Source organism: Methylobacterium nodulans ORS 2060, from assembly GCF_000022085.1.
Lineage (GTDB): Bacteria > Pseudomonadota > Alphaproteobacteria > Rhizobiales > Beijerinckiaceae > Methylobacterium > Methylobacterium nodulans.
Genome location: NC_011894.1, coordinates 2,370,259 through 2,393,116, shown reverse-complemented (window position 1 = coordinate 2,393,116; position 22,858 = coordinate 2,370,259). Strand labels below are relative to the sequence as shown.

Sequence of the window (22,858 nt, the reverse complement as noted above, 5' to 3'; positions counted from 1 at the left end):
TGATATTTGTTTTCGCTGCGTTGTGCGGAGGCATAGCCCAGAAATCAAACATCCGGAACATGCCCGGGTTCGGACGCTCGGCACACGCCTCGCGAATGTCTGGAACAGGTTAGGAGCACCGGTTCGCCTGTGTCTCGTGTGCGGTCCGAGTAGGGTCGGATCCGGACGGCTTGATGCCCAACCTCCGAACAAAGAAACCCGCCGCGGCTGGATCGGGCGGGCTCAGATTCCGTTAGGAAAGGATCATTTCATAGTGATAGACGCAAGAAGCCTCGTTATTGAGGCGAAAAACATGGCAGACACCGAGATATGAAGCAGCGTATCGTAGTCCAGCTTGAGACGGCGCGACACCGTGAGAGCACCGATGCTTTGCTCAATCCGCTACCGTTTCGGCAGAAGCACAAAGCCCTTCGCACATTGCGGCCGTAGGACCACGTCCACGACACGGTTCATTCCAGCGAAGAGGTCGGCTCGCGTCGCCGCGATAGGAACACCCGTCTCTCCCTCCCACCAACCGGCGGGTGCAGCGATACAAGCTCGCCCGCATCCGACCAAAAAGCAGGCGTAGGCAAATATTCAGTTATCGGTTACGCCATGATGGAGAGGTGATTATCGCGAAACGCTGACCGCTTCAAGAGCACAGCGCATTCCAGCCGCCTGTCAGAGGCCGTTCACTGCGGTTTGCGGGCGACGAAAAGTGCACCGCAGCCAAAGATCCTGACATCGATTTCCGAGAAACGCCGTTGAAGGGCCTCTCTCAGGCTCTCTGCATCGTCTGCTTGGTTCGAGAACACGCCTTTTCGATTATAGAATGCCATGAGTCGCTCCGCCGCTCGCGTTCTCCGCACGCCTCTCGACAAAAGCGTGGCCCCAAACACCACCCCTTCCGGGCGCAGTAGAGGCAGAATGTGATCGAAGGCGACCGCCTTCTCTGCCATTGCACCCGGAAGGCAATGCAGCAGGTAGGTCATCGCGATCGACCCGAACGGCCGTGCTGAAATCGCAATCGGCCGCAGCACATCCGCCTGGTACTGCTCGGGTCGATAGCGCGCGACGCGCTGGGATGCCGCCCGGAGTGAGTGCGGGTTGAGATCTAACAGCCCTAGTCTCGGCCGCGAACTCGGGAACCGGCAACGATCAAGGTACCACCCCGTGCCCACCCCAATGTCAAGGTGCTCGTCCGTTACGTAGTGATCGTAAAGACGCAGGATCTCGCGAGTAGGACACCGCCACACCAAGGTGTTCGAGATTCCGAGCACGACGAGATCGTACAATGCCAGGGTCGTCCGGGTGTAGATGGCTTGGCCGGGATGGCTCCGGTCGGCGGTCGAGAGTGCTTCGGGCATGTGCTCACACCTATCATCGCGGCCGCGCGGGGGAAACCTTGGCGCGTCTAGCGCGATGGATGCGCCGCAGCAGATTGATCGGCCCGCACTTCACCGTGGCGGGTCGTCAGCCCCTCCACGGGGACTGACGGATGACGCTGCAGAAGTTGCCCCGGTGGAAATGAGGCTCCTTGTCGGCGATGACGTCGGCCTTGACATTGCCGAAGGTGGTGTCCGGCTTGTGCTTGATGCCGTCGTAGAAGGCTCGGATGATGTCCTCCTTGAAGTGCGGCGTGCGCGGGAAGGCGGACACCACCGCCTCGCGCTCCGCGTCGGAATACTCGCCGTAGGTCAGACCGAGCACGTCCATCTCGACGCCCGCGGTGACGAGGGCGACGACGGGATGCATGTGGACCGGGATGCCGGGCGTGGTGTGGAGCGCAATGGCGGTCCAGACCGTGTAGACGTCTTCTTCCGGAATACCATGAGACCTCAGGAAGTCCCGGGCGGCGTTCGCGCCGTCCACCTCGAAGCGCTCGTGCGCGCTGCCGTGACCGGGCATCAGGCCGAGGTCGTGGAACATGGCTCCGGCGTAGAGCAGCTCGCGGTCGAAGGTCAGGCCGCGACGGATGCCGGCCAGGGCGCCGAACTGGTAGACCCGGCTCGAATGGTTGAAGAGCAGTTCGGTCTCGTTGTCCCGGACGAACTCGGTGATGGCCCGGGCGAGCCGGCTATCGGGAATCGCGGCCTGGGAACTCGGGGTCATGGCGGGATCTCGTTTGCGCGAGGGACAGCGATGAGGTACGCACATCCGTGGACGGCAGCAATCGCCTGAGTACGGCGATTTCTGCCATCATGCAGGCTCGGACGGACATGGAAGGCGAGCAGGTGGTACGCAGCGTCGCGGTTCTGGCCCTGCCGGGCGTGCAGCTTCTCGACGTCGCCGGCCCGCTCGACGTCTTCGCCGAAGCGAACACCCAGGCCGGGACGACGATCTACGACCTCGCCGTCGTCGGGACGCGTCCAGGCCCGGTCGAGACCTCCTCGGGCAGGTGCCTCGTTGCCGACCTCGTGGCGGGCGCGGAAGACCCGGCCGGCTTCGACACCCTCCTCGTCGCGGGCGCGCCCCGCATACACGAGCTGCAGGCGGACGCGGCCCTGTGCGCGTGGCTCGCCTCGGCGGCGCTCAAGTCCCGGCGCTACGGCTCGGTCTGCAGCGGGGCATTCCTGCTTGGGCAGGCGGGCCTCCTGCAAGGGCGCCGGGTCACGACGCACTGGGCGGTGGCGGACAGCCTGGCCCGCCGCTACCCCGAGGCCGTGGTCGACGGCGATGCGATCTGCCTCTTCGACGGTCCAGTCCGGACGGCGGCGGGCGTGACCGCGGGGCTCGACCTCGCGCTAGCGCTGGTGGACGAGGACCTGGGTTCCGAGGTCGCGCGCAGGGTCGCCTCGCAGCTGGTCATGTATTTCAAGCGCGGTGGCGGCCAGATGCAGTTCAGCCGACGCGGCGTTGGCGCGCCGGCTGGGCGGTCAGCCCTTCAGGAAGTTCAGCGCTGGGTGGCGGCCCACCCGGCCGCGGACCACGGCGTCGCCAAGCTGGCGGCACGCGCCGGCATGAGCCCGCGCCATTTCGCGCGCCTGTTCCGGGCGGAGACCGGCCTGACGCCGGCCACATTCGTGGAGAACGTCCGCATCGAGGCGGCGCGCCGGCTCCTGGAGGAGGGCAAGGCGGCTTCCAAGCAAGTGGCCGGCGCCTGCGGGTTTCACGACGCCGACACGCTGCGACGTGCCTTCGTTCGCCGCATCGGTCTGACCCCGGCGGAGTACCGGCAGCGGCACGCATCTCAGGGGACGCGATGACCGCGTGCTGGCATCCTTCGGCAGAGAGCCCTCGCCCTGCACAGTCCGGGACCTTCAGAGAGGTCCGCTCCAGGCCGACGAGCGGCCATTCCAACGGCAACGATCGAAGGTCTGCAAGTGGCGCATCTGAGCCCTTGGCCGAACCGCCCCCAGAGCGGGTGAGACTGGCATCAAGAAGGTCTTGGCATCGGTCAGGGGGTGGATGGCTCCCCGGCGGCGTTCGCCGATGAGCTTTGACCCCCCCTGCCCTGCAGAGACGGCGTCGCTCGTCATTGGCGCATCGCTGCTGCCCACCTCGACTGGATCGTGAACGGGAGGCCTGACCCCCCTTGTACGAACCGGCCGCGTTTCACAGCTGAGCTCGTGCTTGAGCTAAGCCCCCAGGATCTTCCAGGTCCCCTGCGCGACGGCGCAGACGCGTTCCCCGACCCGCAAGGTTCCGTGCATGAACATGATCGAGCGCGTGGCCCGCACGACGCGGCACTCGGCGACAAGGAATTCGCCGACCTGCACGGGAGCGAGGAACTGCACGTCGAGGTTGATCGTCGCCTGCTTGCGGCCGCCCTGGGCCTCCGACGAGGTGCGGCCGAGCGCCATGTCCAGGAGCGTCGCCATCACGCCGCCGTGGGCGACCCCGTTGCGGTTCCTGTGCTTCTCCGCCACGAGCAGCCCATAGTGTGTGCTTTCGTCGGTGTGCCGCTGCCACACCGGCCCGATCAGATCCATGAACTCGGACAGGGCGACGGTCTGCCAGCCGGCTTCGGCCGGATCGAACGAGGCTGTCACGGCAACGATCTCCGTTTGTGGATCGGCCTTGTCTCATCGCTGAGGTGAGGGCGCCAGAGCCATGCGCAGCCAATTGGACGGCCGAGCGGCATCCAGAAGACTATCACCAGCTCCGCTGGCCTCTTTGCGAACCGGTGTGGACGATGGCCCGGCAGGCTCGTCCCGCTCGTCAGGTGCACCATACTGTGACGATATGCAGGCTGCCGACCTGCGGACCGACTGCCATTTCGGCTCGGCCATGCTGACGGATCGGCTCGAGGGAGGAGGGTGCATGCCCCTCACAGCAGGCCATCGGCTCAAGATGTCCAGCCTCGCCCTCTCGATCATGCTGGGGACCATCGGGCCAACCAACGGTCAGCAGGCGCCTACGTCCAAGGTCGCGATCAGCGCCAGTGACATCGGCGGGACCGTTGTCAGCGAGCACGGCCCCGAGGCAGGCGTCTGGGTTATTGCCGAGACGCGGGACCTGCCGACCCGGTTCGCCAAGATCGTGGTCACCGACGACCAGGGACGCTTCGTTATCCCAGACCTTCCCGCGGCCACATACCGGGTCTGGACCCGCGGCTACGGCCTCGTCGATGCCCCCAAGGTCGACGCGAGGACCGGGGGTCTGCTCGACCTGCGAGCCGTTCCGGCCCCCTCCGCGCGCGAAGCCGCCCAATATTATCCCGGCATGTACTGGTACGCCCTGCTCGGCGTGCCGCCGCAATCCGAGTTCCCGGGAACCGGCGACCTCGGCAATCACATCCCGCCGACCATGAAGTCCCAGGCGGCGTGGGTCGACACCATCAAGAACATGTGCCAGTCCTGCCACGCGCTCGGCAGTCGCGGCATCCGCGAGATTCCGGCTTTCTTCCGCGCTGGGAATGATTCCCAGACCGCCTGGGCGATTCGCACCCAGGCGGGCCAGGCGCAAGCCTACATGGCAGTCGCGCTGGGCAGTCTCGGGGTCGACAAGGCCTACACCGTGTTCGCGGACTGGACCGACCGGATCGCCGCGGGAGAGCTGCCCTTCGCCAAGCCCGAGCGCCCGCAGGGCGTCGAGCGCAACGTCGTCATCACCTCGTGGGACTGGGCCGACCCCAAGCACTACCAGCACGACGCCATCTCGACCGACAAGCGGGATCCGACCGTCAACGCCAACGGCCTGATCTGGGGCTCGCCGGAGGAGAGCACGGACCTCGTGCCGACGCTCGACCCGGTCCGGAACATCGCGGGCGAGGTCAGGCACCCGTACCTCGACCCGAAGATCCCTTCCTCGCTGGATGCCCTGCGCGGCCCCTCCGCCTACTGGGGCGAGGAGCCGATCTGGGACGGTCACACCAGCATCCACAACGTGATGATGGACGAGAAGGGCAAGGTCTGGTTCACGGCCCGCCTGCGGCCGCGGGAGAACCCCGCCTTCTGCAGCACGCATCCCTCGGCAGCCGCGGCGCCGCTCCAGGTCTCCGACCGGCAGCTCTCGATGTACGATCCCGCGACGGGGCGGTGGGACCTGATCGACACCTGCTTCACCACGCACCACCTCTACTTCGGTCACGATCCCGACAACACGCTGTGGACGAGCGCCGGCGGTCCGGCGAGCGGCGTGGTGGGATGGCTGAACACGCGCGTCTACCGCGAGACGCACGATGCCGCGAAGGCGCAGGGGTGGACACCGATCATCGTCGACACCAACGGCAACGGCAGGCGCGACGACTTCGTCGAGGCAGACCAGCCCCTCGACCCGAGCAAGGACAAGCGGGTGATGGCGGCCTTCTACGGCGTCATGCCGAGCCCGGTCGACAACACGGTCTGGGGTCAGTCGATGGATCGCGGCTTCTCCCGGATCGACCAGCCCGGCTACATCATCCGCCTCGACCTCGGCCCGGATCCCGCCCGCACCGCCCTCGCCGAGATCTACCAGCCGCCCGAGGGCAGCTTCGGTCCGCGTGGGCTCGACATCGGCCTGGACGGGGTGGCGTGGACCGCGCTGTCGAGTGGGCACTTGGCGAGCTTCGACCGCTCGAAGTGCAGGGGCCCCCTCGGCGGGCCGCAAGCCGCCGAGGGGCGGCTCTGTCCGGAGGGCTGGCGCCTCTACCGCTTCCCGGGCCCGCAGATCCGGGGATTGGACACCTCGGGCAGCGCCGAGCACGCGTACTACGTCTGGGTCGACCGCTACAACATCCTCGGGCTGGGTGCGAACGTGCCGATCGCCTCGGCTAACGGCGGCGAACGGCTGCTGGCCCTGGTGAACGACAGTTTCGTGAGCCTACGAGTTCCCTACCCGCTCGGTTTCTTCACGAAGAATGTCGACGGGCGCATCGACGATCCGGCGGCGGGCTGGAAGGGGCGCGGGCTCTGGACCACCTCCGGGACGCGCGCGAACTTCCATGGTGAGGGTGGGACCGAGGCCTCGCCGAACGTGTTCAAGTTCCAGCTGCGCCCGGATCCGCTCGCGCATTGAGGGATCGGTGCTTATCACCCGCCGCCTGTGGACGAGATGAGCTCGGAGAGACGACGATGACCACGACCACCCGGCGGGATGCCATGAGGACCGCGGCCGGCGCGGTGCTCGGCACGGCGTCGCTGGCAGCCCCTGCCGCCGCGCAGGTGACCGCCACGCCGAAGGCGCTGTTCGCCCTGCCGCAGGCCAGCGTGCCGATCGCCGGCGCGGCAGAGGTGTTTCCGGTGCGCCGGATCTACTGCATCGGCCGCAACTACGCGGCGCATGCCCGCGAGATGGGATCGGATCCCACCCGCGAGCCGCCCTTCTTCTTCCAGAAGCCGGCCGATGCGATCCAGGTCGTGCCCACCGGCACGGTGGCCGACCATCCCTATCCGTCACTGACCAAGAACTACCACTACGAACTCGAACTCGTCGCCGCGCTGAAGTCGGGCGGGCGCAACATCTCCAAGGATGCCGCGCTCGACCACGTCCACGGCTACGCGGTCGGGCTCGACATGACGCGGCGCGACCTCCAGCGCGGCATGGGCGAGCAGAAGAAGCCGTGGGAGATCGGCAAGAGCTTCGACCACTCGGCGCCGATCGGGCTGATCCATCCGGTGGCCGCGGTCGGGCACCTCACCCGCGGCATGATCCGGCTCGAGGTCAACGGGCAGGTGAAGCAGGATGCCGACCTGTCCCAGATGATCTGGTCGGTGGCCGAGCAGATCGCGAACCTGTCCGAGGCATTCGAACTCAAGGCCGGGGATCTCATCTTCTCCGGGACGCCCGAGAACGTCGGGCCGGTCGTGCGGGGCGACGTCCTGCTGGGCCGGATCGCGGGGCTGCCCGACCTCTCGATCCGCATCGCCGATGGCGGGCCGTGAGCGCTTCACCTGCCCTGCTCTATCTGCTTGATACACATGTCCGAAGCAGCAGCGAGAAAGGGACTGTGCAGGCGCGGAGGTCGACTCCGGGCAAGGACCCGTGCAGATCCGAAAGGCTTGGCCTGACATGCTGAGGCGCCGGCTGTTCGTCGCTGCCGTATGGGTGGCCAGCATTCCCCTCTGGCCGATGCAGGCAGCGCGCGCCCAGGAGCCTGCTCGCCTCGTCCTCGGGACGGCGACGCCCGGAGGCGGCTTCAGGGCGTACGGTGAGGCGCTCGCCGCAGCTGTTCGGGAGGCGAGCCCGACCGTTGAGCTCGAGCTTCGCGCCACAGGCGGTTCGGCCGAGAACCTGGCCCTGCTGCGAGACGGCAAGCTCGACCTCGCTCTCGTGCAGGGCGAGTTCGCCTACAAGGCCTTGGCCGCAGAAGAGGATCGGCCCAAGCTCACGGTGGTCGCCCCCATATACGCCACCCCTGGTCTCTTCGTCGTGCCGGCATCGAGCCCGATCCGATCGGTCGAGGATCTGCGAGGACGGGAGGTTGCCCTGGGCACCCGGAACTCCGGTCTCACCATGATGGCCCGAGCTGTGCTGCGAGGATCCGGCATCGACCCTGATCACGATATTCAGCCGATCCTGCTCGATCGCGCCGGAGACGGCCCGGGCATGGTCCTCGACGGCCGTGCCGCCGCGCTGTGGGGTGGAGGACTCGGCTGGCCGGGGTTCAGGACGCTGGCCGAAACACCGGGCGGGGCACGCTTCTTTGGTCCGGCTCCTCAGGCCATCGACAGGATCCTGGCCCTCAGCCCCTCGCTGCGGCGTATGACGGTGCCGGCCAGCTCCTTTCCCTTGCAGACGGAGGCCATCGAAACGGTCGGTTCCTGGAGCTTCATCATCGCCAAGCCGGGTCTGGACCCCGCAGCGGTGTCACGTCTCGTCCGGGCAATTGACCTCGGCCAGAGCGCCTTGGCGCGGCGGCTCCCGCAAGGACGTGCGAGTGATCCGCGAGACCTCGCGGGCGTGGTTCCAGCCACATGGTTGCATCCCGCAACAGTAGCGTTCCTGCGCGAGGTCGGCGCCTATCCAAAATGAAGTGTGCTGGACAGCCTGATGAGGCAACAAGCTCCCGCGGTCTCCCGGGATTTCCCGCGCTTCGATCGTCCCGAAACCGTCCCCGCGGAAACGGCGGATTGAGCTGAGTGTTGGTGAGCGCGCTGGGATTCGAACCCAGGACCTACAGATTAAAAGTTTGTAGGTCTGAGCGATCCGGTGCTCTCATGCCAACCTGCTCGTTGAGCCGAGTCATGAGCCGTCACCACGCTCATCGAGGCCGCATATGCGCTGCGCACCCCAAGCTTGTTCGATCGTGATATCCGGGGCTTCTTTGGGCATGCTGCAATGCCGAGACGCGGCAGGGAGCATCATGCCTCGGTGCGTCAAGACCGATGGCGCGAAGGGCAGCTAACCTCCTATCTCCATCCGAAAGGCTCCCGGACGACGATGCTAGAGCCTGAGGCCGCGCCGGGCTCGTGGGCCACAGAAGCGTTCCTGGAGGGGGAGATTCATGTCGAATGACTCATGCCCTCCTGCGGTGACATCGGGCGTTGCCCGGCTCGCGAAGGCTCAAGCCACCATTCCGTTCCTTCGTCCCAGCTCGGTTTCGTGTTGCGTCCGTGTTGCGCGGAGCAGCCGACGCTCGCATGTAACCCATTGTAAATTCACAGGTCGTGTTGCAGCTCATCACAACACTTTTCGGCCAGGGATCGGGCACCAAAAAGCCCGCCAAGTCATTGACCAAGCGGACTAAACGGATGGTAGCGGAGGTCCGTTTCGGTCAGGTCCCCCACTCCGATCCCCTTCCGTTCCGCTCGCGCGCATGGGGAACGGCCGCGTGAGCGCAAAAGGCCCGCCGCGGCGTTGTGTCGAGCGGGTCACGTCCAGCGCCTCGCCCGCAGGGCGCGTCCCGCCATGGCCGACTCAGCCACGCTTAACGCCCCCTCCCCCGCCGTTCTTGCATGGAGCCGTGGGCTCGCCTGCCTGTTGCCCGTGCCTGGCATTAAGCCCGAGAACTGGTTGAAACACCATTGAATTGCCCACGGATCGTCAACAGCTTCGGGATGGATCCATTGAATATATCCTATGCGGCAACACGTGCGACAATCACTTCAGTTTGAAACTGCATCAGGAAGGCTGTTGATGCAGATACGACACACCCCTCCCTCTTGATACGTGGTAAGATCAAAACCTAAATGCGAGGGAGGAGAGCGCGATGGCTTCTGGCCCATTTCCGACAAATGATGACATCGCTAACGCAACCCCGATCGCGGCTGCCACAACGGCTCAAAGCACTGCTGGCGCAACAACAGCTTCAGGCGAAGACGTTAGCGCAGAGATACCTCAGGACGTTGGTAGCACGGTTTGGTTTACATATACCGCGCCCACTAGCGGAACGGCGAGCATCAATACGGCCGGATCAGACTACGACACCACACTTCAGGTATTCAGTGTCACGAATCCGGCACAGCCAGTTTCCTATACAAATCTCACCGAACTCGATGCTAGTGATGACATTGGACAGGGACCGCTCCCGCCGGGCGGAACCTCGACCGTTATCTTCAATGCAACAGCCGGCCAAACCTACTATGTCCAGGCCGGCGGCTCTCTGTCGGGAGGCGCAGCCTCAACCGGAAATCTCGTCCTCAACGCCTCCCCTCCATGCTTTGTGAGTGGAACTCACATTCGCACGGCGCGCGGCGAGGTGTCCGTTGAGGACTTGGCAATCGGCGACGTCGTCGTCACTGTTTCTGGGGAGCATCGCCCCATCCGGTGGATTGGTCATCGTGCCTATACCGGTCGTTTCGCCAACGCCAATCCGGACGTCCTGCCGATCTGCTTCAAAGCCGGCTCGCTCGCCGATGGCACACCCGCCCGCGACCTCTGGGTCTCGCCCAAGCACGCCATGTTCCTCGACGGCTGCCTCATCCCCGCCGTGCATCTCGTCAATGGCGTGACCATCACCACGGCCGAGCGGGTCGACAGCGTCGAGTACTGGCACGTCGAACTCGACCGCCACGACGTTCTGCTCGCCGAGGGGGCGCCCTCCGAGAGCTTCGTCGACGATCACAGCCGCGGCATGTTCCACAACGCACACACCTTCGCGCAGCTGTATCCCGACACGCCGCCGCAAGAGGCGATCTACTGTGCGCCCCGCGTCGAGAGCGGCTATGTGCTGGAAGCGGCACGGCGGCGCTTGGCCGAGCGCGCCGGCCTGCCGGTTCCGGCAGCACGCGTCTTCGGCCCGCTGCGCGGCTCGATCGATCGTTGCGACACCGACGCGCAGGGCGGCGTCACGGTGGTCGGCTGGGCGCAGGATCTGGCCCATCCGGACGGCCCGGTCTGCCTGGACGTGGTGATCGACGGCACGGTCGTGGCCCAGGCCTTTGCCGAACGGTACCGCGCCGACCTGGAAGGGATCGGCATCGGCGACGGGCGCCATGCCTTCAGCCTCACGCTGCCGGAGGCGCTGACGCAGCATGGGCCGCATACGATCGAGGTGCGCCGCTCGGCCGACGGCGCCCCGATCGCGGCCGCCTTGCAGGTCGCGGCCCCGGAGAGGCATGCGGCCTGAGGCGGCCCCGGATATCGACGGCCCGCGATGCGGATGCAGCGGGCCGTTGGCCATCTCGACGGGTCGATGCCGAGCCGGAGGCTTGGAGCGGCTTGGGCGGCCATTCGAGACCGGAACCAACGGGGCTTGAACAGGCCCGTTGGGATGACCCCTGCGTCTGCTGCAGCATCGCAGGCTGCAAGTGCGGCACCGTCGTCGTGGGCCCGCCCTCCCCACCTGTTGCAGCAGCCTGAGCGCGGCTATCTCGCGCGGTGAGCAGTTCATCGGCAGCGTCCCGCCATGCCCGACTCGGCCACGCTCAACGCCCTCTCCCCCACCGTCCTCGCATGGAGCCGCGGGCTTGCCAGCCTGTCGCCGGGCCAGCCGCCGTGCCCCGGGTTCAGGCCAGACGAATGGGTCGAGACGCTCGCGAACTGCCGGCGGTTCGTGGACGACTTCGGGCCCGAGGCTGACCGGCTCGGCTGGGACACGATCACCCTGTTCGGGCTCCTTCCGCAGCCGGCATCATTCGGGCCGCCTGGTCAGGCGTGCTGATGCCCAGGCTATACCCGGTGCCCACCGTAACCGAGGAGCACTCAAGCCGCACCATTAGCTAGCTTGGCAATTGCATCCAGTACGCTACCGAGACGTGCCGGCATGGGGCTTCGGGCGGTAGGCTTTCCTGCTGCGCTGCTCGTGACATGGAGATCACGTTTCTATGGAACAAACATGCTTTGAGCGATTGCTCAAGACTGGCCACCTGACGGCTAACGGCTGATTGACTCAGATTGAGTCGGAGGCCAGCTCGTGTGGAGCTTCCTGCAGCGGCGACTATGCGGAAGGCGCGAATCTGATTGAGATCGACGTCTGCTAAATCATCAACAAAAACTTGCTTCATCATCGCACCTGACCTAGTGCGCCTAGGGCACGACTGCATGACCATAACAAGCTAGGGGCAGCGCCTGCATGACTCGAGATTCAACTATCCAAACCGTCGGGTCAACGGCTTTCAAACGTGGACCTGACCATCGTCACGGTTCATGCTCCATTTGGAAGGGCGGCAGGCCTGAATGAGAAGTGCGCCATAAAGCACACAGACCACTACGACAATAACTTGTCCTGGAAGTGGGCCGAGCGCCGCCCTATCGGCAACTTTCTGAAGCAACGACGCGGGTTGCACAGGGACAATGCAGCTAGAATTCCCTGCAGATGCAATCTTGAGTATCCATGCAGATAGTAGTATTAGGAACATCCAAAGGTAATTGCGTCGCAACCTTCTTGTAAGTGCGTCCATATACGTCATCAGAAACACCGGCCTTCGAAGATCTTCGGCAACAAGAAAAGTCCAGTCTGCGCCCTTCTCTTGAGTTGGAGCAAATATCTGCGCAAGATAATGGCGCTCTAGCTGCCGTAGGCGCACTCGGTAGACGTCGAAATACCGGTACCGTCGCGCCTCAACGATCAGAAAAACGAGCAATAGCATCATAGCGAACAACAAAATACCGTGTTGCTCGACCGGCGCCGCCAAGGACACAGAGAGCATTGCGCCGATGAGGGTAATGGCCCAATTCGTAGTTCTGTCAATGCGATCGCGCCAACCTGTCGCTCGAGCGATCTCACCTCGGTAGTAATGCGCGATGACGGTCGTGATTTCACTTGCAGTTTGCGGCAACGGAATAGACGGCGATCCAGAACGGTAGCTTTGCCCAAGGTCTGTATTTGCAGCAAGGCTCATGGCAGCCTCCGACACATTCTTAGCCAAGCTAAACCAAAGCGACCTTTTGGCGTGACGGTGGTGTCTATCGAAGTAGATCCGATAGCGCGACGTTGTCTGCGCTGGCGATCCGCTTTAGCTCAGCTAAAGTGTTGAATAGGGGCCCTTCCCCTCGAAAGTGCGGCGGGAACGATGAGGCGCGCCTGACAGCACGGGGCACGGCTGCGAAATGACTCCAGTTCTCGGAGCATAGCGCCACGGTCGGCCAGAATGTGACGGCACCATTCAACGATCCGCTCGCCCTCCGAGGTAGAACCTTCGAACCGCTCATGACGCTGTACGATCGGGGTTCCGAGTTCCATCTCGAGCGCCTTGAGCACGCTTGAGAGCGCCGGCTGGGTCACATTGCAGGCTGCCGCGGCCCTTCCAAAGGGCCGCTCCCGAGACCGCGTCACCATTATTCCATATGGCGCAGAAGCATCGGCGTTTCCTATAACTACGCTCTCCAGCGTAACGTTCCCTTGCACCAAGTTAGCAGCGGCCCGTCAACTCTGACAAGCCGAACCTGCTGCTCGTCGCGTCCAACATGCTTGGCGGCAGGAGAGGCCCGTTTTCAGTGCCAAAACGCTCGCTGTATTACCCACGGCGGGCATTGTCGCGGGAACCGAGATGCGGCTGCAGGAACACCAGAACCCGCCTCATCACAGGCCGAAGCAGTCGCCTTCTGCTGGCTACCGGATATGTGCTGCTGATTGGATGGGCGCGGCAGCTCCCGGTCGAGGATGGGCTACGGATTGATAGCCCGGCGCCGAAATTGCGATTCTGACTCGCACCCCTTAGTCCGCGCCCTAAAGCACGATAAGTTCGGCCTCGGTGGCGGCCAGCACCTCCTCGACGGTCACGCCCTCCGCTGCCTCGATGAGGGTGGCGCGCCCGTCTGGGAAGGCGATCACTGCCAGTTCCGTGACAACCAGATCTACCGAGCGTGCCGAGGTCAGGGGAAGAGAGCACTCGCGGACGATCTTTGGCCGGCCTTTCGCGGTGTGCTGCATGGCGACAATGACACGCTTCGCCCCGGTCACGAGATCCATCGCGCCGCCCATGCCCGGAATCATCTTGCCAGGCACCATCCAGTTCGCGAGCCGCCCGTGCTGATCGACCTGCAGGCCGCCGAGCACCGTAAGATCGAGGTGACCGCCACGGATGAGCGCGAACGACATCGCGCTGTCGAAGGCGGATGCCCCGGGCAGCGCCGTCACCGGCTTTCCGCCGGCATCCGTGAGCCAGCGCAAAGTCATGCCTTGTTCCGGCACCGGGCCCGTGCCGATCAACCCGTTCTCCGACTGGAAGAACACGTGCATGCCCGCCGGAACATAGTTGGCAACCAAGGTTGGGATGCCGATGCCGAGGTTCACCAGCATGCCGTCGCGAAGTTCGCGAGCGATGCGCTGCGCGATCCGGATTTGCGGGTCCATGGGGTCAGCACCTGGCAATGACGTAGTCGACGAGAGGAGCGGGTGTGACGACGTGGTCGGGTGCGATCACCCCGACCGGAACGACGTGCTCCGCACAGACGATGACCGTGCGTGCGGCCATCGCGATCAACGGGTTGAAGTTTCTCCCAGTCAATGCATATGTGAGATTGCCGAGGTAGTCGCAAAGGAAGGCCTGGATGAGGGCAAAATCAGCCTGGAGTGCGGTCTCAAGCAAGTATTCTTGGCCCTCGATTTCGATCTTTCTCTTTCCTTCCTCAACGACGGTGCCGACCCCCGTGGGGGTGAGAACGCCGCCGAGGCCACAGCCGCCGGCGCGGATGCGCTCCACCAGCGTCCCTTGGGGCACCAGTTCCACCTGCAGGCTGCCCTCGATCATCTGCTTCTGAGTCTCGGGATTGAGGCCGATATGGCTCGCGATCACCCGGCTGAGCGCCTTAGCCGTCACCAACTTGCCGATACCGACGCCGGGCGAGGCGGTATCGTTGGCGATCACGGTCAATTCTCGCCGCCCCTGCCTCACGAGTTCGTCCACGAGCGGCTCGGGGGTCCCAACACCCATGAAGCCGCCCACCATCAGCGTTGCCCCGTCCGGAATCGAAGCGACCGCTTCGCTGAGCACGATCGTCCGCATGTCACCCATCGGTCCTTCTATGTGAGCGCGCTTCTATGTGAGCGCGCTTGACCTTTGCGGATCCAGGCGGTGCACCGTCCGCGCCTCGAACCTGTTCGTCGGATGTGGCCGACGAGCCTAGGCGCATGCCTGCCGGAACGCCGGTCAGTAGGGGCGGCAGACGCCGGCATACGAGTCGTAATAGGCATAAGGCCCGCAGCCACCGTAGGCCGCGCCAGCTGCAGCCGCGCCAACCGTAGCCGCGCCAACCGCAGCCGCGCCCAGTCCGTAGCCATAGGGACGGTACCCATAGCCGTACCCGTACCGGCCATAGCCATACCGGCCATAGCGGCCATAGCCGTACCCGTAGCGGCCGTACCTGCCGTATCCACCACGGTAGCCGCCCACTCGGACGCCATGGAACCCGCCAGCGCGGAGCCCACCGCCACGCAAGCCGGCCCCATGGAAGCCGCCGCCGCGGAAGCCGCCACCGCCGCGGAAGCCGCGTGCTTCTGCCACCACGCTGGTTGAGATCAGTGCGGCTATGGCTGCCGCTGCAAGAATCAGGCGCTTCATGGGCCAGTCTCCTGGCTAGAGGGAATCCTGTTCAGATGGACCGTGCTCAGCATAGCCGTTTCGGCCGGAGCCGAGGCTTTCGCGGCCGAGGACGCAACACAGCATTTTTCTGATGGTAGTTTGTGTCACTGGTGTCGCTTGATCCAAGAGGACACCTGAGGGCGCGCTCCTGCTGGAGCAGAACGACGAATGAGCGGTGCAGCGCTGCCGGTACTTCACCCTGGAAAGCATCGCCCCGATCAACGATGATCCTCTCGTCAGCCTGCCCACCCTGGCAGCCTGACCATTCCGGCCCGAGCCGTCATCGTGGTGGCTCCACTTCAGATACACCACGCCTTGGGGCACGATCATGCATCCAGAGTTACGCCGTTCACCTCGTGGAACAGTCGGCGCCCGCAAGCCCTATCGCAACGCAGCGCCTGCCTAGCCACCGACGGGAATGGCCGATTGTTTCTGACGGACAGGGCGAACGATCTACAAGTCGTTTGCGGCATCAGCTGCCATAAGCAGCCGTGCATGCCTAAGGCCATCGCTATCCCACTTTCGCAGCAATCCTCAACTCACTTGGTGCGATGTTTATCCTGCGGCGACGATCCTAACCAAGAGCTGACCTCTCCAGAAGTTCCTTGTAGCGCTCAATGGCCGTTCGAGCATTGAACAGCAAGCGGTCCGGGCCGAGTTCCTTATCCAGCCCAGCGCGCCTCACCATTTCGAGGACGCCAGGATTCAGACCTGCCAGCCAAAAGGCCACACTGGCCCGCCGCGAGCCCTCCTGAAGCATCTGCAGGGCTGAATACTCGATATCTGGAACGCGGCTGAGATCGAGGACAACCACGCGAGGCTTGTGCTCGGCAATTAGTGTCCTGATCTGGTCGGCCACGTTCTGAGCATTGGCGAAATACAGACGTCCCTCGGGGCGTATGATCAGAAGGTCGTCGAACGTCTCATCGTCCGGGTGCTCGGGCGAGAGAGGGCGCAGGACGTCTGCCCCGCGCTTGCGGCCAATGACGGAGACCGTGGGGTGAGCGGTCTGAAGGGCAAGCCCGATCAGCGAGACGACGATGGCAACGACGATGCCCTGGAGCGTGCCGAAGACGAGCACCCCGATAGCCGCTACGATCGCCCACCGGAACTCCATCTGCCGCACCTTGAGGATGGCTCGAAACTCTACCGGCTGGATGAGGCTGACGGAGTATACGATGACGACTGCCGCCAGGGTCGCATGCGGCAGGAGGCCCAGGATCGGCGCCAGGACCAGCATCGTGGCGAGGGCGGCCGCCGCCGTGACGAGCGAGGCCGTCTGGGTGCGGCCTCCGGCGGCCCGGACAACGCCGGTCTGCGACGTCCCGCCGCCGGCCGGCATGGCGCTGAGGAAGGCTCCCCCCAGATTGGCCGCTCCCGTGGCGACGAGTTCGCGATTGGCATCGATGGGCGGATCGCCTGAGGCCACGAAGGCTCGTGCTGCGGCGATGCTCTCCGTGAAGCTCATGAGCGCGATGCCCATGGCACCCGGCAGGAGCGCCTGGACGAGCGCGGGATCGGGCAGGGTCAGGGAGGGAAGGCCCTGCGGGATGATTCCAACGATCGAGACCCCCCGGGCATTCAGGTCGAAGAGCCACGAGGCCGCGATCGCGCCCGCGACCGTGACAAGCGGTGCCGGCGAGTGGGGCTTGAGGCGCTCCATGCCAACGAGCACGGCCAGCGTGCCCCCCGCGACGGCCAGGGTCGGCAGGGAGGTTTCGGAGACGTGTCGGACGAGACTCACCACATCGGCGAAGAACGACTGCTTGGCGATGTGGAGCCCGAGAAGCTTGGGAGCCTGGTCCAGCAGGATCACGAGACCGATCCCGGCCTTGAACCCCGTCAGGACCGGCACCGAGATGAAATTGGCGACAAAACCGAGCTTCAAAAGCCGCGCTGCGAGGAGCAGCGCACCGACGAGAGCCGTCAGCGTTGTCGCCGCGACGAGGAGCTTCGCGGGATCGCCATCCGGCACCATGCTGCCGAGTTCAGCGCCCGTCAGGATCGCCAGTGTCGTCGTCGAACTCACGCTTAGGACGCGGGACGAGCCCAGCAGGCCATAGATGATTGCGGGAACAAAGGCCGTGTAAAGGCCGACCGCCACCGGCAGTCCGGCCACAGTGGCATAGGCCATTGCCTTGGGCAGGACGACTGCCGCGGCCGTGAACCCTGCCACGACATCGAAGCGAAGCTCTGCCGGCGCACCTTTCCGAGAGGCCTGCGTCGTCGATCCGAGACCTGCCATTTGGACTCCTCCGCATTGGGAGCGAGTTCTCCCTATGGCGGCGTTCCGCGCCGATCAGGATACCTGATTGGCGACGGTCCTGTCCTTCCGCCCACCGGCTTGAGTTCGGGGCGGACGAGGTCTACCAGATCGGCTTACGTCATCGAGAACCCGTCATAGCCTCAGGGGCATGAGAACTGTCGCCGACGGTTGTAGCAAGGTTGTGCAGCAGAGCTGCTCCCAACACGATTTTCACGCCTTCTACGCGGGACACCGACATCCGAATTTGCCCGTCCCCTCCGGACTGAGACAGTACCAAGGGATAGCTGAAAGCTGAGCGGAACAGTTCGCCACGTGCCCTTCGACGACCTTAATGCGTGAGTTCGTCCATGTGGATCAGGGTGCGCCGCAGGATTTCGAAGATGACCGCGGTAGACCACCCGAAAAGCAGGATGCCATTCATGGCAGCGACAGGACCGAGGAGGCGCCACCGCTCAACCGGCGTGATGTCGCCGTAGCCAAGCGTAGTGTAATTTACGAAGGCGAAGTACATAAGATCGGATTCGGCCGAGGCTACTCCAACTACTTTGTAGATAAGTGCCCAGATCACCACCTCGAATATGTGTGCTGCCATCAAGACGCACACAGCGGGTGCCATGACCCGAGACAGCGCCAGGGCGCTGTACTTGGTCAAATTGGTATGCGCACGGGCCAATTTTATTAAAGCGGTCATCATAACAGAGTGAGCGATTATGTTGCAGATGCTTCCGATTGCGCCGACCGTCAGTTGAACCAACATTTTCGGACTCCTCCGAGCGATCATGCTTGAGCACTCATACCAATGACCTTGGTGCCTGGCTTATGGCGCTTCCGTGTGAGGCGCTACGGCAGTTGCCTGGTGCGGGGAGAACCCATGCCATGCCAGCAGAGTGCGGCTCAGGGGCTTGTCACGTTAGCAGGAGTGATAGCGTGCCCACGCTAATTGAGCGGTGTCGCCGGCCGGGATGGGTGTGCCCTCATGCGCCAGCTACCGCTTGCGATCCGACATCATCCAGCGCGCCGCGTGAATGCGCCTGCGTTTCACCCTCAGCGACCGCTACGTTGAGGAACTTCTCCGAGCGCTGCATCACTGTCGCCAATAAGAGTATCCGGCCCTGGGTGGTCACCTTCGTGCCTGCGATCGCACACCGGCTGCGCGCATCTCTCCCGAGACCGCGTGGGTGATGGCACCTGAATGAGGCGTCGTGCAGATCACCGACCGCCAGCCCAAACGCAACGGGCGGGCGGCCCTGAAGCTGATTCGCAAGCTGCTGAAGGAGGACGGCATGACGCCGGGCACGTGGATCACTGACAAGTGACCAGACCATGGCGCTGCGCTTCGTGAAATGAACCTGAGCAAGACACCTCACCTGCAGCACAAGCGAGCGAACAACTGAGCCGAGAATTTGCATGTGCCGGTGCGATGACGAGAGGGAAAGAGGCAGTGCTTCAGGCCGCCCAGCTCAGCCCTGCGGTTTTTGTCGATGCATGCGATCACTGACTAAACTTTCACGGCTCCCCGTCACGTGGTCTCCGCTCGGATGAAGCGGATTTTCAGAGCCGAGGCGTTGAGACATGGTGCTAAGCTGCAGGCGTCACCGCCTGAACCTAAGCAGAATGGGTCTTTTTGCAGCCGTTTCCGACAACGTGACAAGGCCCACCGTAAAAGCCCCGTGCAGGCGCAGACAGGTGGCCATCGCCGCAGCCGTTGAATTGGTGCGGATCTCTGAGTCCCGCACCTTCGGTGAACGGATCAGGACGACGGCGCGGCGGCATTGATCATGACGACGTACCCGCGGACATATGCAGCGTGACATGCACCACCTGCGCTTCTCGCCTCTTGACCAAGCACAACCCGCACCTCTCGAATAGCTTCAGCATGGCGGCATTGTCCGGAAGAACTTCCGCCGTCAGTTCCCTGAGTCCCGCCGCTCGTGCGATGCCGACAAGGTGCCGCATAAGCGCTGCGCCAATTCCCTGGCCTTGGTATTGGTCAACCACCGCAAACGCCACTTCGGCCTGCCCCGGTCGCGTGACGACGTAGCGACCGCCGCCGACGATCACGCGCCCCTCGCCCTCGTTCGCGACCGCGACGAGGGCTACGTGGTCGACAAAATCAACGTTGAGGAAGAAATCGATCTCCTTGTCAGTGAAATGGCGCTTCGCACCGAAGAAGCGGCGGTAGAGGGAGCGCTCACTGGTGTGGTCGACGGCGGCCAGCATACCCTCCCGGTCTTCCGGGTGGAGTGCACGGATCTCCACTGGCTGTCCGTCGCGCAGGCGCTCGACCGCTGAGTAATGCGACAGGTCATTCATCGCAGCTGCACTCCCCAGGACTATCGCCGGCCATCATTTGCCCGAGCAGCGCTGATAGGTGGTTCCCGTCGGGTCCTGATCATTGTAGTAGCGCCTCAGAACTCCATTCGGCGCGATTGCCATGAGAACCGTTACCTCATTGGCCGCCACGGTGTTCGCACAGTCGAGGGCGAGGATCTGACGGTCCCCGGTCGGTCGAACCGATTTGATACGGCACGATGCCATCGGAGTCCTCAGGCGATTGCCAGAGACAATGAAGGCAGGAGCGAAAATGTCGAGCGGCTTCTTGAACGAAGTTCCTTTCCCTCCGGATGAATAAACCTCCGCACAGTCGCGCCCCTCCAGCACCCAGGCTCCTTGGTAGCCCGAAAGACCAGCCTCCGCCGCCAGTGTGGCCGACATCCCGACCCACGCTGCAAGGCCCAGCCCGAGCCCACGGACACCCACGAAACTTGCAATCCTCATTGCTACCTTCTCCAAGGACAAGATCTGCGTCATTGCCTGTCCTAAGGCAGGCCCCGGCGGCTGATCTCTAACCCGGACGCTGAGACCCGAGTGGTGGGCGGGAATGACAGCGTCCGATCAGGAACCCCGGCCGACGCGAGCTACGTGATCTTCATTGCAGCCGGCACTCCTTCCGCCACGCACTCGGGGTCGTGCCGGTCCACCTCCGAAACGCATGCGTGAACGCGGCGGGCTCCGAGAACTCCAGGGCGGCTGATATCTGCGCCAAGCTCATGTCGGTGTCGCCCAACAACTGCTTGGCGATGCCGAGCCGCGTTTCGTTGGCGATCAGTTTGAAGGTCGTACCCTTGGCCTTCAGGCGGCGGCTCAGCGTGCGCCGACAGATCGCCATCGTCTGCGCGAACTGTTTCCCATTGATCTGCTTCCGGATCGCGGTGGTGCGCAAGCGCCGCCGGATCTCATCGGTCACGTCGGTCGGAATGACGGCCTCAAGCTGCTGGATGTGCCGCTCCAGGGTCTTCCGGGCAACGGGGTTCGCGCCTTTGATGGACCGCCTCAGGAGCCGTGTCGGGAACACCAGAGCGGCGATCTCCTGCCCGAACCGGACGGGCGCTCGGAAGAAGCTGGAGTAGGGTGTCGTGTCCGGCGGCTCCAGGCGCGGCAGCAGGACTTCGTCGGGTGACCAGTTCGCGCCGCACAGCGCCCGCAGGACGATGGTCAAAGCCGCGAGGGCTCGCTCGCAATGGAGCGCAATTCCCTCCGCCTCGGGCTCGTAGGGGGCATAGCTCACAATCGCCACGGTGCCGTCGGTCGACAACTCGACCACTGCGCCGCGGTTCAGGAGATCGTGGTGCATCTCCAAGGCCCGCAGGGCGTCGCCGACTGTCTCCGAGTGTCGCATCAGCGACCCGAGGAGGCCGAGCGAGGCGAGAGTCGTCCGCTGGCCGACGAGGAGTCCGAAGTGAGCGCACTGGGAGTGGTTGGCAGCCAGAGCCGTCAGCCGACCCAGGGACGCGAAGGAGATGGCGTCGGTGACACTGAAGATCTGCGTGCTGACGCCAGCCTGTTCAAAGATGCTCTCTGGATCAACGTCTAATTCGATCAAGATCTCGCAGATCGCTTGAACCGCATGGATGTGGACGAAATCGATGGGGACCGAGCGCTCGGTTTTGCAAGAAATTTCCTGACACGCTGCCGAGTACAGCGGAAGGTCTTGTCCTGACAAATCATCGGAGGGCACGGATCTGCCTCCAGTGCTGCTGGATCAATGGCACGGCTTAGATCATGAATTCGCCGTATTTGCAATCGCGGTCATTGACGGCATATGGCACAATGTTTGCTGTATAATATCAAATGTTGTTGATAAAAATATACCCATATGAAGTATGTCAGACGATAGAATTGGAGTGAATTCTTGACCTCTGATCGGCCCGACCGAACCGACCGCGGCCACCACGAGGACCGCCCGTCAGCACCGCGCCGTGGCATCGCCAGGGATGCGAACGGGCCTGTCAGAACGCGGTGACGTCCCCGGGCCGTTAGGCATGCGTGCCCAGCTGAACCCTGCGAATCAGGGTCTCTGCCTTTGTGGCCACCTCGCGCTCGGTCGGCGCGCAGGATGCTGCCCATCTCGCAGGTCGTGTTCCAGATTTCGAAGGTGGGCGACTCAGCCGTGGTGTTTGCTATGCCGCGATTCCACTGAAGCGAAAGCGTGTCCGTATGCGTCCATACAGGCGACAAGCGTGCGACGCTGCGTTAGATCTGGAATGCTCGCCTCCCCTCGGCGGCATGATCTCGCTCCAGGGGATAGTCTAACCGTTACCGGCGCCTGTAGGGGCCACCGTAGCGCCGAACTACACTTTTTAGTCTGCGAAGTCCGCTTTCGGGCGCACACCCGCCGTTGAATTCGTGTCAGCTGAACGTCGGCTTGTGTGAAGGGTTTCGGATGCCGAGCCAAGCGCGACGGATCTGACGCGGCAGAGGGCCGGCATTCGCAGAGGGGCAAGGCTGTGTGAAAACGGCTGCTACCCGGGAGCTTGTAGAACGATCTCCTCCACATAGAACGATGACGAAAGGCAAGATCACATACACTTCTACACGCCCGCCATATTGCGGAAGATTTTACTATGCTATCCAGGCGAAGCGCCGTTTTCACACGACCTCGGTCGCGATCGGACCACATGACACGTTCCACGCAATAGAAAAGCCCGCCTCAGCGGGCCGGGCAGGCTCAGAGCATCGGGGGATCAGGCGGGCGCCAGAGGCCTAGGCTTGATTACGGTCAAGCCCCCCCTGGGCTGCCGGCCGTGCGCCTCAGATAGCGGCGCCTCAACTCGGCGACCGCCTGCTGCAGCCATGCTGCATTCAACACGACCGGAGTGCCCATCTCGGCGGCCGTGCGATCGACCTCGTCCAGAGCAACCCGGATGAGATCGCAGCTCAACCGCCGATGCTGCTGCTCGGCCCGAGCCAGCCGCAGGCGAGCCCCCCATGAAGGCTCGACCTGTGG

General features: G+C 63.9%; 20 protein-coding genes and 2 pseudogenes. 7 read left to right on the top strand and 15 right to left on the bottom strand.

What is annotated here, in order from left to right; all coding sequences use genetic code 11:
* Positions 1 to 243: 243 nt before the first annotated feature.
* From MNOD_RS46315 to MNOD_RS11010, 3 genes and pseudogenes are all read right to left on the bottom strand, one after another.
* Positions 244 to 459, bottom strand: a pseudogene (locus MNOD_RS46315) (IS5/IS1182 family transposase); the annotation flags it as partial.
* Positions 460 to 671: 212 nt separating this feature from the next.
* On the bottom strand, positions 672 to 1,346 hold the full coding sequence (locus MNOD_RS11015) for a class I SAM-dependent methyltransferase (RefSeq protein ID WP_015928946.1): 675 nt from the start codon (positions 1,344 to 1,346) through the stop codon (positions 672 to 674).
* A 106-nt stretch (positions 1,347 to 1,452) separates the two neighbouring features.
* Positions 1,453 to 2,091 carry an HD domain-containing protein gene (locus MNOD_RS11010; protein WP_015928945.1) on the bottom strand — a complete coding sequence of 213 codons (639 nt, stop codon included), beginning with the start codon at positions 2,089 to 2,091 and terminating at the stop codon, positions 1,453 to 1,455.
* Between the two features lie 89 nt (positions 2,092 to 2,180).
* Between MNOD_RS11010 and MNOD_RS11005 the strand changes: the two genes are divergently transcribed.
* Entirely contained in the window at positions 2,181 to 3,185 is a 1,005-nt protein-coding gene (locus MNOD_RS11005) for a GlxA family transcriptional regulator (protein ID WP_244424703.1), read from the top strand.
* Positions 3,186 to 3,557: 372 nt separating this feature from the next.
* Here the strand turns inward: MNOD_RS11005 and MNOD_RS11000 are convergent, their stop codons facing one another.
* Positions 3,558 to 3,971, bottom strand: a complete 414-nt coding sequence (locus MNOD_RS11000; protein WP_015928943.1) for a PaaI family thioesterase — start codon at positions 3,969 to 3,971, stop codon at positions 3,558 to 3,560.
* A 271-nt stretch (positions 3,972 to 4,242) separates the two neighbouring features.
* Between MNOD_RS11000 and MNOD_RS10995 the strand changes: the two genes are divergently transcribed.
* The 5 genes from MNOD_RS10995 (at position 4,243) to MNOD_RS10975 (ending at position 11,443) form a co-directional block, all read left to right on the top strand.
* On the top strand, positions 4,243 to 6,417 hold the full coding sequence (locus MNOD_RS10995; RefSeq protein ID WP_015928942.1) for a carboxypeptidase-like regulatory domain-containing protein: 2,175 nt from the start codon (positions 4,243 to 4,245) through the stop codon (positions 6,415 to 6,417).
* A gap of 56 nt (positions 6,418 to 6,473) precedes the next feature.
* Entirely contained in the window at positions 6,474 to 7,283 is an 810-nt protein-coding gene (locus MNOD_RS10990) for a fumarylacetoacetate hydrolase family protein (RefSeq protein WP_015928941.1), read from the top strand.
* 127 nt (positions 7,284 to 7,410) lie between these two features.
* Entirely contained in the window at positions 7,411 to 8,373 is a 963-nt protein-coding gene (locus tag MNOD_RS10985; protein ID WP_015928940.1) for a TAXI family TRAP transporter solute-binding subunit, read from the top strand.
* Positions 8,374 to 10,039: 1,666 nt separating this feature from the next.
* Complete coding sequence (locus tag MNOD_RS50580) at positions 10,040 to 10,909, top strand: Hint domain-containing protein (RefSeq protein WP_244424702.1); 870 nt, start codon at positions 10,040 to 10,042, stop codon at positions 10,907 to 10,909.
* A gap of 279 nt (positions 10,910 to 11,188) precedes the next feature.
* Positions 11,189 to 11,443: a hypothetical protein gene (locus MNOD_RS10975; RefSeq protein WP_015928938.1), complete on the top strand. Its 255-nt coding sequence runs from the start codon at positions 11,189 to 11,191 to the stop codon at positions 11,441 to 11,443.
* Between the two features lie 58 nt (positions 11,444 to 11,501).
* Here MNOD_RS10975 and MNOD_RS42935 read toward each other — a convergent pair whose 3' ends face one another.
* From MNOD_RS42935 to MNOD_RS42920, 6 genes are all read right to left on the bottom strand, one after another.
* Positions 11,502 to 11,786 (bottom strand): helix-turn-helix domain-containing protein, encoded by a 285-nt coding sequence (locus MNOD_RS42935; RefSeq protein WP_083786671.1) that lies wholly within the window; start codon positions 11,784 to 11,786, stop codon positions 11,502 to 11,504.
* A 111-nt stretch (positions 11,787 to 11,897) separates the two neighbouring features.
* A complete protein-coding gene (locus tag MNOD_RS42930) occupies positions 11,898 to 12,623 on the bottom strand; it encodes a DUF2270 domain-containing protein (RefSeq protein WP_015928937.1) in 726 nt (241 codons plus the stop codon).
* A 119-nt stretch (positions 12,624 to 12,742) separates the two neighbouring features.
* Positions 12,743 to 13,060 (bottom strand): LysR family transcriptional regulator, encoded by a 318-nt coding sequence (locus MNOD_RS50575; RefSeq protein ID WP_083786370.1) that lies wholly within the window; start codon positions 13,058 to 13,060, stop codon positions 12,743 to 12,745.
* A gap of 390 nt (positions 13,061 to 13,450) precedes the next feature.
* Positions 13,451 to 14,077 (bottom strand): 3-oxoacid CoA-transferase subunit B, encoded by a 627-nt coding sequence (locus MNOD_RS10970; RefSeq protein WP_015928936.1) that lies wholly within the window; start codon positions 14,075 to 14,077, stop codon positions 13,451 to 13,453.
* Between the two features lie 4 nt (positions 14,078 to 14,081).
* The gene (locus MNOD_RS10965; protein ID WP_043748485.1) at positions 14,082 to 14,729 is read right to left on the bottom strand and encodes a CoA transferase subunit A; all 648 of its coding nucleotides are present in this window, start codon (positions 14,727 to 14,729) and stop codon (positions 14,082 to 14,084) included.
* A gap of 144 nt (positions 14,730 to 14,873) precedes the next feature.
* A complete protein-coding gene (locus tag MNOD_RS42920; protein ID WP_015928934.1) occupies positions 14,874 to 15,284 on the bottom strand; it encodes a hypothetical protein in 411 nt (136 codons plus the stop codon).
* Positions 15,285 to 15,444: 160 nt separating this feature from the next.
* On the opposite strand from MNOD_RS42920, the pseudogene MNOD_RS46310 reads away from it, so the two are divergent.
* Positions 15,445 to 15,567 (top strand): annotated as a pseudogene (locus MNOD_RS46310) (IS256 family transposase); the annotation flags it as partial.
* A 312-nt stretch (positions 15,568 to 15,879) separates the two neighbouring features.
* Here the strand turns inward: MNOD_RS46310 and MNOD_RS10955 are convergent.
* The 5 genes from MNOD_RS10955 to MNOD_RS10930 all read right to left on the bottom strand — a co-directional run bounded on the left by MNOD_RS10955 (position 15,880) and on the right by MNOD_RS10930 (position 21,589).
* Positions 15,880 to 17,550 carry a SulP family inorganic anion transporter gene (locus MNOD_RS10955; protein WP_015928933.1) on the bottom strand — a complete coding sequence of 557 codons (1,671 nt, stop codon included), beginning with the start codon at positions 17,548 to 17,550 and terminating at the stop codon, positions 15,880 to 15,882.
* Positions 17,551 to 17,899: 349 nt separating this feature from the next.
* Positions 17,900 to 18,328: a potassium channel family protein gene (locus tag MNOD_RS10950; RefSeq protein WP_015928932.1), complete on the bottom strand. Its 429-nt coding sequence runs from the start codon at positions 18,326 to 18,328 to the stop codon at positions 17,900 to 17,902.
* 1,019 nt (positions 18,329 to 19,347) lie between these two features.
* The gene (locus tag MNOD_RS10940; protein WP_015928931.1) at positions 19,348 to 19,884 is read right to left on the bottom strand and encodes a GNAT family N-acetyltransferase; all 537 of its coding nucleotides are present in this window, start codon (positions 19,882 to 19,884) and stop codon (positions 19,348 to 19,350) included.
* 33 nt (positions 19,885 to 19,917) lie between these two features.
* Complete coding sequence (locus MNOD_RS10935) at positions 19,918 to 20,382, bottom strand: hypothetical protein (RefSeq protein WP_015928930.1); 465 nt, start codon at positions 20,380 to 20,382, stop codon at positions 19,918 to 19,920.
* A gap of 118 nt (positions 20,383 to 20,500) precedes the next feature.
* Positions 20,501 to 21,589 (bottom strand): AraC family transcriptional regulator, encoded by a 1,089-nt coding sequence (locus tag MNOD_RS10930; RefSeq protein ID WP_015928929.1) that lies wholly within the window; start codon positions 21,587 to 21,589, stop codon positions 20,501 to 20,503.
* Positions 21,590 to 22,858 lie beyond the last annotated feature (1,269 nt).

Bases quoted from the DNA above. Each gene is read 5' to 3' on its own strand.
- MNOD_RS10985 (WP_015928940.1), top strand. From the start codon at position 7,411: ATGCTGAGGCGCCGGCTGTTCGTCGCTGCCGTATGGGTGGCCAGCATT.
- MNOD_RS10990 (WP_015928941.1), top strand. From the start codon at position 6,474: ATGACCACGACCACCCGGCGGGATGCCATGAGGACCGCGGCCGGCGCG.
- MNOD_RS10970 (WP_015928936.1), bottom strand. From the start codon at position 14,077: ATGGACCCGCAAATCCGGATCGCGCAGCGCATCGCTCGCGAACTTCGC.
- MNOD_RS11005 (WP_244424703.1), top strand. From the start codon at position 2,181: ATGCAGGCTCGGACGGACATGGAAGGCGAGCAGGTGGTACGCAGCGTC.
- MNOD_RS10995 (WP_015928942.1), top strand. From the start codon at position 4,243: ATGCCCCTCACAGCAGGCCATCGGCTCAAGATGTCCAGCCTCGCCCTC.
- MNOD_RS42930 (WP_015928937.1), bottom strand. From the start codon at position 12,623: ATGAGCCTTGCTGCAAATACAGACCTTGGGCAAAGCTACCGTTCTGGA.
- MNOD_RS42920 (WP_015928934.1), bottom strand. From the start codon at position 15,284: ATGAAGCGCCTGATTCTTGCAGCGGCAGCCATAGCCGCACTGATCTCA.
- MNOD_RS42935 (WP_083786671.1), bottom strand. From the start codon at position 11,786: ATGAAGCAAGTTTTTGTTGATGATTTAGCAGACGTCGATCTCAATCAG.
- MNOD_RS50575 (WP_083786370.1), bottom strand. From the start codon at position 13,060: ATGGTGACGCGGTCTCGGGAGCGGCCCTTTGGAAGGGCCGCGGCAGCC.
- MNOD_RS10965 (WP_043748485.1), bottom strand. From the start codon at position 14,729: ATGCGGACGATCGTGCTCAGCGAAGCGGTCGCTTCGATTCCGGACGGG.
- MNOD_RS10955 (WP_015928933.1), bottom strand. From the start codon at position 17,550: ATGGCAGGTCTCGGATCGACGACGCAGGCCTCTCGGAAAGGTGCGCCG.
- MNOD_RS10935 (WP_015928930.1), bottom strand. From the start codon at position 20,382: ATGACGCAGATCTTGTCCTTGGAGAAGGTAGCAATGAGGATTGCAAGT.
- MNOD_RS11015 (WP_015928946.1), bottom strand. From the start codon at position 1,346: ATGCCCGAAGCACTCTCGACCGCCGACCGGAGCCATCCCGGCCAAGCC.
- MNOD_RS10950 (WP_015928932.1), bottom strand. From the start codon at position 18,328: ATGTTGGTTCAACTGACGGTCGGCGCAATCGGAAGCATCTGCAACATA.
- MNOD_RS10975 (WP_015928938.1), top strand. From the start codon at position 11,189: ATGCCCGACTCGGCCACGCTCAACGCCCTCTCCCCCACCGTCCTCGCA.
- MNOD_RS10940 (WP_015928931.1), bottom strand. From the start codon at position 19,884: ATGAATGACCTGTCGCATTACTCAGCGGTCGAGCGCCTGCGCGACGGA.
- MNOD_RS11010 (WP_015928945.1), bottom strand. From the start codon at position 2,091: ATGACCCCGAGTTCCCAGGCCGCGATTCCCGATAGCCGGCTCGCCCGG.